The 12,786-nt window shown below is 58.0% G+C and carries 11 protein-coding genes; 6 read left to right on the top strand and 5 right to left on the bottom strand.

All coding sequences use genetic code 11. The annotated features are described in order from the left end of the window. The first annotated feature begins 1 nt into the window (after position 1). The 3 genes from KGD89_RS13805 to KGD89_RS13815 are packed head-to-tail and all read left to right on the top strand — an operon-like array spanning position 2 to position 3,915. Positions 2 to 1,348: an MFS transporter gene (locus tag KGD89_RS13805; RefSeq protein WP_025260364.1), complete on the top strand. Its 1,347-nt coding sequence runs from the start codon at positions 2 to 4 to the stop codon at positions 1,346 to 1,348. 20 nt (positions 1,349 to 1,368) lie between these two features. Next, entirely contained in the window at positions 1,369 to 2,553 is a 1,185-nt protein-coding gene (locus tag KGD89_RS13810) for an acyl-CoA dehydrogenase family protein (protein WP_025260365.1), read from the top strand. Between the two features lie 15 nt (positions 2,554 to 2,568). Further along, positions 2,569 to 3,915 (top strand): amidohydrolase, encoded by a 1,347-nt coding sequence (locus KGD89_RS13815; protein ID WP_025260366.1) that lies wholly within the window; start codon positions 2,569 to 2,571, stop codon positions 3,913 to 3,915. On the opposite strand, the gene KGD89_RS13820 is transcribed toward KGD89_RS13815, so the two are convergent. Continuing rightward, the gene (locus KGD89_RS13820; RefSeq protein WP_025260367.1) at positions 3,836 to 5,152 is read right to left on the bottom strand and encodes an MFS transporter; all 1,317 of its coding nucleotides are present in this window, start codon (positions 5,150 to 5,152) and stop codon (positions 3,836 to 3,838) included. The genes KGD89_RS13815 and KGD89_RS13820 overlap by 80 nt on opposite strands. Before the next feature lie 461 nt (positions 5,153 to 5,613). Between KGD89_RS13820 and KGD89_RS13825 the strand changes: the two genes are divergently transcribed. Continuing rightward, the gene (locus tag KGD89_RS13825; RefSeq protein WP_025260368.1) at positions 5,614 to 6,960 is read left to right on the top strand and encodes an LLM class flavin-dependent oxidoreductase; all 1,347 of its coding nucleotides are present in this window, start codon (positions 5,614 to 5,616) and stop codon (positions 6,958 to 6,960) included. A gap of 69 nt (positions 6,961 to 7,029) precedes the next feature. Here KGD89_RS13825 and KGD89_RS13830 read toward each other — a convergent pair whose 3' ends face one another. Continuing rightward, positions 7,030 to 7,935 (bottom strand): LysR family transcriptional regulator, encoded by a 906-nt coding sequence (locus KGD89_RS13830; protein ID WP_025260369.1) that lies wholly within the window; start codon positions 7,933 to 7,935, stop codon positions 7,030 to 7,032. Between the two features lie 88 nt (positions 7,936 to 8,023). Here KGD89_RS13830 and KGD89_RS13835 point away from each other — a divergent pair, with 88 nt between their 5' ends. Beyond that, on the top strand, positions 8,024 to 9,040 hold the full coding sequence (locus KGD89_RS13835; protein WP_025260370.1) for a zinc-dependent alcohol dehydrogenase family protein: 1,017 nt from the start codon (positions 8,024 to 8,026) through the stop codon (positions 9,038 to 9,040). 45 nt (positions 9,041 to 9,085) lie between these two features. On the opposite strand, the gene KGD89_RS13840 is transcribed toward KGD89_RS13835, so the two are convergent. From KGD89_RS13840 to KGD89_RS13850, 3 genes are all read right to left on the bottom strand, one after another. Next, positions 9,086 to 10,420: an ATP-binding protein gene (locus KGD89_RS13840; RefSeq protein WP_025260371.1), complete on the bottom strand. Its 1,335-nt coding sequence runs from the start codon at positions 10,418 to 10,420 to the stop codon at positions 9,086 to 9,088. Beyond that, positions 10,417 to 11,088, bottom strand: a complete 672-nt coding sequence (locus tag KGD89_RS13845; RefSeq protein WP_025260372.1) for a response regulator — start codon at positions 11,086 to 11,088, stop codon at positions 10,417 to 10,419. The genes KGD89_RS13840 and KGD89_RS13845 overlap by 4 nt, the downstream gene beginning before the upstream one ends. 90 nt (positions 11,089 to 11,178) lie before the next feature. Further along, positions 11,179 to 11,415, bottom strand: a complete 237-nt coding sequence (locus KGD89_RS13850; RefSeq protein ID WP_025260373.1) for a hypothetical protein — start codon at positions 11,413 to 11,415, stop codon at positions 11,179 to 11,181. A 429-nt stretch (positions 11,416 to 11,844) separates the two neighbouring features. Here KGD89_RS13850 and KGD89_RS13855 point away from each other — a divergent pair, with 429 nt between their 5' ends. Beyond that, positions 11,845 to 12,786: a hypothetical protein gene (locus KGD89_RS13855; RefSeq protein WP_025260374.1), complete on the top strand. Its 942-nt coding sequence runs from the start codon at positions 11,845 to 11,847 to the stop codon at positions 12,784 to 12,786.

The raw sequence follows: 12,786 nt of genomic DNA on the forward strand, positions 1-12,786 counted from the left end.
CATGAGCACTCCCGGCGCTTTACCCGCTAGCACGCAACCTGCCACAGAAGACACTGAGGTGGTTTTCGACCAACGCCTGTACCGCAAGCTGGCGTGGCGAATCATGCCGTTCCTGTTTCTGTGTTTTGTCCTGAACTGGCTGGACCGGGTCAACATCAGTTTTGCCCACCTGCAATTCAAGACCGACCTGAACATCAGCGACGCCACCTTCGGCATCATCGTCGGGGTGTTCTCCATCGGTTATCTGCTGTTCGAGATCCCCAGCAACCTGTTGCTGGAGAGGTTCGGCGCGAAGAAAACCATGACCCGGATCATGATCCTCTGGGGCCTGGTGACCATCGCCACCGCCTTCGCCCAGACGCCCGCGCAATTCTATGTGCTGCGGATACTGCTGGGCGCGGCCGAGGCCGGGTTCTTCCCGGGCGTGATCCTGTACCTGACCTACTGGTTTCCGGCCAGCCATCGGGCGCGGATCACCTCGCGCTTCATCATGGCGATTGCCGTTTGCGGAATTATCGGCGGCCCGTTGTCGACCTGGATCATGAGCCACTTCGGCGGCCTTGGCGGCTTTACCGGCTGGCAATGGCTGTTTGTCGTCACCGGTATTCCACCGGTGCTGGCCGGGCTGTTCGCCTGGTACTGGCTGGACGATAAACCGGCCAATGCAAAATGGTTGAGCAGCACCGAAAAGCAGGCCATCGCCAACGCCCTTGCCCATGAACGCAAGCAACGTCAGCCAAGCGGCCATCAGCGCTTCGTCGAGGCACTGAAAGACCGCAAGGTCTGGTTCATCACCCTGGCCTACTGCCTGACCATCATGTGCACCGGCAACGTCACCAATATCTGGGCGCCGTCGATCATCCGCGATTCGGGGGTCAGCAACCTCGGGCATCTGGGACTGCTCTCGGCACTGCCCTATGTCGTCGGTGTGTGCATGATGCTCTGGGCCTGCCGCCATTCGGACCTGCATCAGGAACGTCGCTGGCACTTCGCACTGGGCGGGCTGACCGCCGCACTGGCGATGGCGATCCTGCCGCAAATGCTGTTCAGCCCATGGTCGGCGATTGCAGTACTGACCGTGATGACCAGCGGCTATCTGGTAGCCACGTCGATTTTCTGGACCATCCCCACCTATTACCTGTCGGACGGTGCCAAGGCAGCGGGCCTGGCGCTGGTCAACTGCTGCGGACAAGTCAGCAGCCTGCTGACGCCAATCATGATCGGCTCGATCAAGACCAACACAGGCAGTATCAGCCTGGCGCTCTACATAGTCGCAGCCCTGGTGGCCTGCGGCACCCTGATCCTTTTGCTCGGCGTTTCACGCCAGGCCTTGCGCGATGCACCCTGAACCCTTTTCGAGAGTTGCACATGACTGATTACCTGGCACTGGCCCATGAACTGGCCACCCACATTCAACCCGGCGCAGCGGAACGCGATGCCAACCGCACCCTGCCCTACGCTCAGCTCGACCTGATCCGCGAGTCGGGGCTGGGGGCCGCTCGCGTGCCGACCGAACTGGGCGGCGGCGATATCAGCCAGTTACAGGTGGCGCAGATATTCATCGCCCTGGGCAAGGCCGACCCGTGCGTGGCCCAGGCGCTGTTTCCGCATTTCGCCACCGTCGAACACCTGCGCCTGATCGCCAACCCGGAACAACAGCGCCGCTACCTCAGCGCCTTTGCCGACCGGCAATTATCCTCTGGCGCAGTCGCCGAGCGCAGCGGCACCTTTCGCGGTGAAATCCATACCCGCCTTGAGCGCCGTGGCGAACAGCTGATTCTCAATGGCAGCAAGTTCTACAGCACCGGCTGCCTGTTCGCCGACCTGCTGAAGATCCAGGCGGTGGACGAAGAAGGCAACGCGCTTTACGTGATCCTGCCCGCCAACACGCCTGGCATCACCCTGCTCGATGACTGGGACGGCATGGGCCAGCGCAGCACCGCCAGCGGCAGCACCTTGCTGGAAAATGTCATCGTGCAACCGGAGCAGGTGATTCCTCTGGCCCAGTGGTATCAGCGGCGCAACTACGTCGGGGCCAGCGCGCAACTCATCCACTGCTCCATCGATATCGGCATTGGTCTGGCGGCGCTGGACGACGCCGTACACTGGGCACGCAACGGCTCGCGCCCGGTTCGCGAAAGCGGTGTCGACAAGGCCCGTAACGATCCTTACATCTTGCACACCATCGGCGACCTTTCGGCGGCGATTCATGGTGCTGAAGCGCTGGTTGAAAAGGCTGCGCTGAGTGTCGATCTCGCGGCCCGCGCTCAATTGCAGGGCCTGCTGGCCGGCGAAGAACTGGACGCTCTGCTGGCGCGCTCTTCGATTGCCGTGGCCGAGGCGAAGATCGCCTCCACCCGCGCCTCGCTGCATGTCTGCGAGCGGCTGTACGAAGTGGGCGGTGCTGCCACCACGCAATCGAGGTACAACTTCGACCGCCACTGGCGCAATGCCCGGACCCACACCACCCACGATGCCGTGGCCTACAAGTACAAGGCCATCGGTGACTACCTGCTCAACGGTAACTACCCGCCGATTGCCTTCACCTACTGACAGAGCAGGTTTCCCATGCAGCCGAATCGCAAGCCCTGTGCGCCCCTGATAGCAGGCGCCTCATTGTTGTTGACCTTGCTGTCGAGCCAGGTCCGGGCCGCTGAACCGGCTGCCTGGGCTGATCTGGATGCACAGATCGCCCGCGTCCTGCCCGGCGTGATCGAACTTCGCCATGACATTCACCAACACCCGGAACTGGGCAATCGCGAATTCAACACCAGCAAACGCATCGCCGAACGGCTGCGTGAGCTGGGCCTTGAGGTGCAGACCGGCATCGCCCATACCGGCGTGGTCGGCGTACTGCGTGGCGGCAAGCCGGGACCGGTGGTGGCAATCCGGGCCGAAATGGATGCCCTGCCGCTGATCGAGCAGACCGGCCTGCCGTATGCCTCGACCGTGCGCGTTCAGGACCAAAGCGGTGACTTTCGCACCCGTGGCAAGGAAGTCGGCGTGATGCATGCCTGCGGCCATGACGCGCACATGGCCATGGCTCTCGGCGTGGCCGAAGTACTTGCGGCCCATCGCAGTGAACTGCCAGGCACCCTCAAACTGATATTCCAGCCCGCTGAAGAAGGTCCGCCGCTGGGCGAAAAAGGCGGTGCGCAATTGATGATCGAACAAGGTGTCCTGACCCATCCAGCACCCGCTGTGATCTTCGGCCTGCATGTCACTGCCGGCACTGCTGGCACCTTCACCTTGAGCCGCAACCGCACCACGGCGGCAGCCGATACCTTCGTCGCCCGTATCAAGGGTCGCCAGACCCACGCCGCATTCCCCTGGACCGGCATTGATCCGGTCCCCGTCGCGGCCCAGACCATCCTCGCCTGGCAGACCATTCCCAGCCGCCAGTCGAACCTGAGCCTGCTGCCTGCTCCGGTGATTTCGGTAGGCCGGATCGAAGCCGGCGACCGCCACAACATCATCCCTGCCGAAGTGCGCCTGGAAGGCTCGATCCGCACCGTCAGCGATGAACAGCGAGAAGACGTGCTGATGCGCATGCGCCGCACGGCAGAAAAAATCGCCGAAGCCTCCGGCGCCACGGCAGAGATCGACTACCTGCCAGGCAACTACCGCGCAGGCCACAACGACACCGCACTGGTCGACCGATTGCTGCCGGTGCTGCAAGAAGTCTCCACCACACCCGTAAAAATCGACAACGGCACCTACGGCGCCGACGATTTCGCCGAGTATGCACGGCAGATTCCGGGGATCTTCATGCGCATGGGCGTTACACCCCCTGCGCTGGAAGGCAAGGCCGTCTGGCCGACCCATTCACCGGGGTTTACCGTGGATGATCCAAGCCTTGCCGTGGGGATTCGGGCGCTGAGCCGGATGACGTTGAGGTATATGGCTGGCGGATAGTGCCCGGCAGCTCTTGTGAAAGCTGCTGGCTAGCGTTGAGGGTCTCAGGCACCGCCACCCACAGCAGGATCAGAGCAACCGCCGCCACAGCCGCAAGGGTCAGAAACGCAGCGCTGTAACCAGCCTCCTGAACCACAAAGCCCGCCAGGCTGTTACTCAATGCCGCGCCAAGGCCAAAGACCGTCGAGAGCGCGCCAAGGCTGATATTGAAGTGCCCGGTGCCATACGTGAGGTCTTTGACGATCACCGGAAACAGGGCACCGAAAATGCCCGCACCGATACCGTCCAGCAATTGAACGGCGACCAGCCAGTAAGGGTCGTCGGACAGGGTATAAAGCGCGCCGCGCAACGGCAGGATCAGGAAACCGATCAACAGCAACGGTTTACGCCCCCACAAATCGGCTTTGGCGCCCACCAGTAACGCGGCAGGTACCATGACCAGTTGCGCTGCAACGATGCAGGCTGACGTCAATGGCGTTGCCATCTGCAGATTGACCTGCGCCAGTTTCTGGCTCACCAGCGGCAGCATCGCGGCATTCGCCAGATGGAACAGCGCGCAGCAAATGCCGAACAGCAGCAGTGGCCTGTTGGTGAGCAGCACGGAAAATCCCGAAGGCGGCTCAACATGCCGCGCATCGCTTGTATCCAGGCCTCGGGCAAGGTCATGATCAATGGCATCCGCCGAAACGAAGCTGACCGCAATCACACTGCCCAGCGCCATGACGGCCATCAGATAGAAGACTGCAACAGGCCCGAACAGGTAGGCGAAACCGCCAGCCAACAAGGCCGCGCAGGCATTACCCGCATGGTTGAAGGTTTCGTTGCGCCCGGTACGGCGGGTGAAAGCACGAGGCCCGGTGATGCCCAGAGTAATCGCGGCAATGGCCGGGGCAAAAACCGATGCAGCCACGGCACTCATGGCCTGGGTCAGGGCGACCAGCGTGAATGAAGTCACGAAAGGCAGCATCAGGCAACTGCCGGTCACCAGCAATGCCGCAACCGCAATGATCGTCCGCTTGCCACGAGCACTATCGACCAGTGCTCCAGCAGGAGTCTGCGTGATAAGCCCGGCTATCCCGGCAATCGTCATCACCACACCAATGCTGGCGGGCTCCCAATGATGAACAGCCAACAGGTAAATCGCCAGGTAAGGCCCAAGCCCGTCGCGTACGTCCGCGAGGAAAAAATTGAGGCTATCGAGGGAGAAATTGTTGCGGCGATCCGAGTGACTGGCCAAGGCGGACATCTTCAATACTGGAGGTTTTGCGACATGACCAACCTCTGCGAGGTTAATGACCGATGGCCTGCGGTTTTAGTTTCATGAAACCTCTCAAGACTCGGCAAGAGCGAATTTATTCGCGAACGCAGCCTTTTCGCGAATGAATTCGCTCCTGCTGTGACAGGCTTAAAATATATAAAACTGATTTTATAAATCATCAACATAACAAAAATACATAATTAGCTTAGACCGAAAAAGACTTTCACAGGCATTTCTCAGAGGCCTATCGTCTATTCCAGTCCGACCCCTTTCCTGGCGGAGGCCGTTTCCCCGCCGACCTTCGCCAGGAGCCTGTCATGAGCGAATCCCTCAATATCGATGCTGTGGACGCGGTACTGGACGCCGACAGCCAACCCGCTCGACAGGCCCGGGCATGACAGCCATGACCCCCCTCTATTCCAGCGAAAGGACTTGACCCCATGAGCAAACGCCAACTGCACTTTGGCGCCATCCTGACCGGCGTAGGAACCGACCAGCAGGAGTGGTTGCACCCGGATATTCCCGGCAACGCCAGCATCGATATCGACTGGTACAAACAGCAGGCACGAGCGGCCGAGGCAGCGCATTTAGACTTCGTATTCATCGTCGACAGCCCCTACATCACCCCGGACTCGGCACCGCACTTTCTCAACCGGCTGGAACCACTGACCTTGCTCTCGGCACTCGCCGGTGCCACCGACAAGATCGGCCTGGTCGCAACCTTGACCACTTCCTACACAGAGCCGTTCAACGTCGCCCGGCAGTTCGCCTCACTGGATCAGATCAGCCACGGTCGTGCCGGCTGGAACGTGGTCACTACAGGACTTGAAGGCGCAGCGGGCAACTTTGGCCGCGAGCAGCATATCGACCACACCGAGCGCTATCGCCGGGCAAGCGAGCACGTGGCGGTGGTTCAGGGGTTGTGGGATTCCTATGAAGACGACGCTTTCCCTCGGGACAAGGCCAACAAACGCTTCCTCGACCCGAACAAGCAGCACCGCCTGGACCACCGTGGCGAGTTCTTTTCGGTCACCGGACCCCTGAATATTTCCCGCTCGGCGCAGGGTCAGCCGGTAATTTTCCAGGCCGGGGTTTCCGAGTCCGGACGCAAGCTGGCGGCGGAAATCGCCGAAGGCATCTTTGCCGGTGTCGACAATTTCGAGGATGCCCAGGAGTACTACGCCGATATCAAACGTCGTGCCGCAGCCGCAGGCCGTGACCCGGCACAGGTGCTGCTGTTCCCCGGCATTACACCGATCATTGCCGACACCGATGAACAGGCTCAGGCGATTCTGCTGGAACGCGAAGGCGAAGTAGATCTGAACAAGGCACTGGTGCAACTGGGCCGCCCGTTCAACTACCACGACTTCAGCCAGTACGACCTCGACGCACCGTTCCCCGAGCTGGGCGAACTGGGCAGCAACGGCTATCGCGGCCATGCAGAGAAGATCAAGCGGGTCGCAAAGGAAAAAAATCTGACCCTGCGCGAAACCGCCCTGCGCTTTGCACGCCCTTTCACCGGGTTCGCCGGCTCAGCACTGACCGTTGCCAACGAAATCGAACGCTGGTTCAACGAAGGCGCCGTGGACGGCTTCAATATCCACGTCGGCGCACCGGCCAGCTTCGCTCGATTTACCGATGAAGTACTGCCGATCCTGCGCGAACGCGGATTGTTCCGCAGCGAATACGAAACCAGCACCCTGCGCGGCCATCTGGGGATTGATGTGCCGCAGAATCGTTATACCCAGCAGGTTGAGCAGGTTTCGGCAGTGGCAGAACCGGCGTAAGGCATTGAGAGTGATCCTTGTTGATGCCCGGGTTCACAAGGCCCGGGCGTCATTTTGAGGCAAAGAAGGCTAAATGGATTTGGAAAGCAGGTAATCAATAAAAACCCGCAACTTCGGTAGAACCGTTCGCCGACTGGGGAAGTACAGTGCCAGGCCCGGGAATGCTATGGAGTAAGCATCGAGAATGACTTCAAGTGTTCCCGCGTGAATGTTGCGAGCAACGAGGGAGCGCGGCAATTTGAACAGGCCGACACCGTGTTCCGCCGCATGTATGCAGGCCGCTATATCGTCGAGTATCAAAGGCCCGCTGACGGGAATGACACGCCTCTCTACACCGACGTTGAAAGCCCACTCATCAAGCAGAGTGCTGGCCTGACGAAAAACGATGCAGGGTATTTTCCCGATTTCATCCGGTGATGAGGGTCGCCCATAGCGCGCAAACAAGGCAGGCGAACCCACGACCACTTGCGGCTCTTCGGCGGTAATGGGCACTGCGACCATATCTGCCTGTACAAAATTCCTGGGCCGCACACCGGCATCACAGCCTTCGGCGACAATGTCGACCATTCGGTCATCGCCAATGAATTCGACCTGAACACCAGGATGCGCCTGCAGAAACTCCGTGAGAAAGCGCTCGGTCAACATGAGCACGCTCGCCTTGGGCACACTGATACGCAGTAAACCGGTCACCGAGTTACCCAGGCTGCGAGCGGACTCTATACCTTGAAGCACTTGTTGAGCAGCAGGACGGACTTGAAGCAGCAACCGCTCGCCCGCCTCGGTCAAGCCGACGCTTCGGGTTGTGCGTAGCAGCAAGGCGGCGCCCACACGGTCCTCAAAGGCCCGTATCGCCTGACTGACTGCAGACGGAGTGATACCAAGACGACGCGCAGCCGCTCGAAACCCTCGCTCTTCGGCGACAGCCAGGAAAACCACTACGCCATCCAGGTCGCCACGTTTTATTGTGTAGTTCATCTACACAGTATGATCACCTGGAGCTGGCTTCTCAAGCCTCCCCCAATAGACAAAGATAGCTTTCTTACCCCCTTTATCAGGAAAGCTCATGAGCTCTGAAGCCAATAAATCCCGAGCCTTTACGTTCGACAAAATCGGCAGTGTTGATGCCTTGAAGCGCGGCGAAGCACCTATCCCCACACCAGGCCCGGGCGAAGTGCTTGTCCGGGTTCGAGCTTCTTCACTTAACTATCGGGATGTCATCATCCTGGATGGCCATTACTTCCTGCCCGCACCTGCGGGCCGAATCCCTCTCTCGGACGGAGCTGGCGAGATCGTAGCCATTGCGCCTGACGTGACGCGATTCAGCGTCGGAGATCGCGTCACCAATTCATTCTTTCCGGACCTGATCGACGGGCCTTATACCGGTAAACACCTCCACTACAACATTGATGTTGATGGCTGGTTGACCGATTACCGTGCGATAGACGCAGAGTACCTGACCCACATCACCGACAGCCTGAGCTTTGAAGAAGCCGCGACCTTGCCCTGCGCAGGTGTTACCGCCTGGACAGCACTCAAGGGCGTAAAACCGGGCGACACCGTGCTGACCCAAGGCACCGGAGGCGTTTCGCTATTTGCCATTCAGATAGCCAAAGCGCTGGGCGCACGGGTCATCGCGACGACCTCAAGTGACACCAAGGCAGAACGCCTGAAAGCCCTCGGCGCAGACGAAACCATCAATTACAAAGACCAACCTGAATGGTCACAACAGGTTCGGGAACTGACTGACGGCAACGGAGCAAATCGCATCGTGGAAGTCGGCGGCGCGGGTACGCTGGAGCAGTCCGCAAAATCAATCGCCGTGGGCGGCCAGGTCACACTGGTAGGCGCGCTGTCCGGCTTGCAGGGTGGTGTCGAGTTCATGACAATGTTCATGAGTCAGGCACGTTACCAGCCAATCGCCATTGGCAGCCGTAATGACCTTGATGACCTTATACGGTTCATCACCCAACATGACATCCACCCCGTCATCGACAGCACTTGGGATTTCGACGATGCGAAACTGGGGATCGAGCGTCTGGTCACCCGTAATGTATTTGGGAAAGTAGTCATAAAAAACTGACTGTCAGCGGGAGATTGCGCGATGCCTCTGACACCGCGCAATCTCCTACATGCGTTGAGTGCTTTCGGAATAAGGCAGCCCCAACGTCACCACAAAATCCTGACCGGTGCTATTGAAGTCAATCGTGCAACCGCAACGCTGAACGATCGCCTGCACGATTGCCAGGCCCAGTCCGCAACCCGTGCTTGAGCTGCTGCGCCAGAAACGTTCGGTCATGTGGCGAAGGTTATCTTCGGGTATGCCTGGGCTGGCATTCCTGACGCTGACAAAGGCAAATTCGCTGTTGCTTGTCACATTGACGATAACCTGCGTATCGACAGGACTATGCCGCAAGGCGTTATCCAGCAGGTTGCGAAGTGCAGCCACTGCCAGTACCGACGGCATGTCCAGGACAGATGAAGGCGTCACTGCCTGGAAACGCAGGTGAATTCGCTCCGTATTGCTGCCCGTATCCTGAATAGCCAGGGAAACAGCCTGTTCGACATTGCACTGGCTGCCGTCATCGAATGACAGGCTGCCTTCCACCTTGGCCAGCAACAACAATTGCTCAAGGGTGTTATGCAGCCGGTCAGTCCCTTGTTCGGCGCGGACCAATGCCAGTTCTCTGGCTTCACCGCAAGTCATCTGCGCAACCTGCAAATGGGTTTTGATCGCAGTGAGCGGGCTGCGCAGTTCGTGGGCAGCATCCCCGGTCAGGCGGCGCTCACGTTCGACGGCCTGACTGATACGCACCAACAGGTGGTTTTGGGTTTCCAGCAGCGGCTTCAATTCGTTGGGCAGCATGCGAAGCTTTAGAGGCTCAAGGGAGTCGATGTTGCGCTTTTTCAGTTCGTCTCGCATGCGCTTGAGCGGTGACAAACCTTTGCCTATCCCCAGCCAAAGCATGGCAACGCACGCCAACAGCGCTACCGATACAGGAACTGACGCTGACAGCAGGACCGAATGGTTGAGGGACTCGCGCTCCTGCTCACGATCCGCCGTGGTGATACGCACATCACCACGGACAAGAGTAAAGGTTCGCCAATGCTCGCCGTCGATCTCCTGATCATAAAAACCACCGTTCGGGCTGGCGATAATATTCCCGGCAGTGTTATGACTGCTGGCCAGAATTTCACCGCGCAGCGAACTGACCTCACAGGCCATGCCGTCAGGAATAGCCAGCTGGTTGGCGCTGAAGTGTGCACCGCCCTCCTTCACCGACAAAGGTTCGGGCAATTGATCGACCAAGGCAGAGACCATACGTGCCGAGGCTACGAGCCGCTGATCGAGGGAATACATCATCTGGGTTCGCAGGTCCTGATACATCCAGGTAGCCGCCAGCGTCCAGACCACGACAAAGGCAACCCCAAGAATCAGGCTCAGACGCAGGCGCAGACTCATGAGCGTGCCGCCAGCGCACCGAGCCGATAACCCGAGCCGCGTACAGTCTCGACAATGCCGTGACCCAATTTGCGACGCAGATGAAAGATATGGACGTTCAAAGCGTTGCTCTCGACCTCATCACCGAAGCCATACACGCTGTCTTTCAACTGTTCGATAGAGAGAACCCGGCCACGGTTGTTGAGCAATGCCAGCAGCAATGCCTGCTCACGACGCGAAAGGTCGATGGCCTCACCTGCCAGCCAGGTTTCTCGAGTGCTGGGATCGTGGGTGACGGCCCCATGCTCGATGAGATTGACCGCCCGGCCTGCAACTCGGCGTACCAGCGTATGCAAGCGAGCATACAGCTCTCTCAGATCAAAGGGCTTGAGCAGGTAATCATCAGCTCCCGCTTGCAGCCCTTTGACGCGGTCATCCACATCATCCCGTGCGGTCAGAATCAATACCGGTATCGCCTGACCCAGAAGCCGCAAACGCCGCAACAGACTGATCCCGTCCTCATCAGGCAAGCCCAGATCAAGAATCATCACATCGAACTGCGCGACATCCAGCAGGGCATAAGCGGCGGATGCCGAAGCCACGCGGTCGACGTTAAGACCCTGGGCGCTCAAGCCGGCGACGATGCCACTGGCAATGAGTTCATCATCTTCACACAGCAGTACGTGCATGGCCGACTCTGTTGGAGGGCAAGATTTCATACTTGCCACAATAGCGCGTAAGCGGCATTTCAGGTTCTGAAGATAACAAATGCTTATGATTTAACTGGCAGGTTTTTCGTCCATCTCCCGAGGCTTTGCATTCCCCCTGGAAGCACTTGCGGCTGCCTGACTCTTTTCAGCCTTCTCCTGAGCTTTCGCCAGGCTCTCACGCGCCTGCTGACGCTCCAGCGCAAAAGCCTCCTGACGCTTTTGAATCATGTCAGCGCCATCCTGGGCAAAGGCAGTCGTGCAGCACAGGGCAAGAAACGAGGTCAGGATAAATTTGCGGGTAGTCATCGGGTATCTCTCTCATGGGTGGCAGGCTTGCAGCGCCAAGGGCGTCTGCTTCAAGTGACTGCACTTTGAGGGAGGCCGATTAAGGCCTCGTTAACACGGTCGAGGATTTTGAAAAGAACCCCACACCGTCAAGGATCGTGGTAGCGGGATGACTCGATCATGGCATAAAGACCAAGCGTGGCCCGGAAGCGCACCACTGGAAAAAGAGGAAATAACCGCTCACATCACTGAGGCAGTTATCAAAGAACAAAGTCGAAGGTCGAAAAACTTGACGACTATCCGGCACCTCTTAAACTTACCCAACGTCTTCTCGATAAGCTCAATTCGATTTTTATATCAGAATATACAACCCTCGACATCCGCAGCACTCTTTCAGTTACTTCCCGGATTTTCAGGAAATAAAACTCCAGACGCTGCAGGTCAATAGTCATGAAACGTATACTGGTGGTCTATTTTTCACAAACAGGGCAATTGAAACGTGCAGCGGATTCATTTGTCCGCGCTCTGATTGAAGATGATCGCGTGATCGTAGAGTTCGAGGAGCTTGCCCCGCTCAGGCCTTATCCATTTCCCTGGTCATTTATCGAGTTCTTCGACCAGTTTCCAGAAGCAACATATTTATATCCACCACGCATGCACCCCTTCAAGGCTGATATAAACACACGATATGACCTTGTCATTCTTGCATACACCGTCTGGTTTCTGTCACCTAGCCCTCCTGTTACAGCTTTTTTGAAATCTGCAGAAGGACAAGTCATTCTTCGTGACACAGCAGTGATCACACTTATTACGTGCAGAAATATGTGGATACAGGCACAGGAACAAGTAAAAAAGCTATTGCTTCAAGCCAATGCACGGCTTCTGGACAATGTTGTTCTCACCGACAGGGGAAGCGCCCTCAAAACGCTTGTAACAACACCGCGCTGGATGTTCACCGGAAACAGGGAAGCCTTTTGGGGAATATTTCCACGCGCGGGCCTGACGGACGAAGATGTTCAATCTGCTCAACGATTTGGCAAGGCTCTTCTTCCTGAACTTGTAAATGGCCGCATGGAGCAAAGCTCGCCGTTGTTGAAAGGCCTGAAAGCCGTCCGTGTTGATCCACGGCTCATCGACAGCGAAAAATTTGCTCGTCGCAGCTTTCTACTCTGGGGGAAATTATTTCTCGCGATAGGCCCTCAGGGACATCCTCACAGAAAACTTGCTGCCATCGCGTATGGCGTTTTCATGATCTGCATGGTGGCCACTGTTATTCCCGCGATGATGGGTCTGAGAACACTTATAAAACCAATGCGTCGGCACGCATTCGAAAGGCAATGCCGTTATTTTGAGGAGCCTTCCGGGTCTAGTGGCTTTCGCATGAAGGATTAA

Source organism: Pseudomonas cichorii (genome assembly GCF_018343775.1).
Lineage (GTDB): Bacteria > Pseudomonadota > Gammaproteobacteria > Pseudomonadales > Pseudomonadaceae > Aquipseudomonas > Aquipseudomonas cichorii.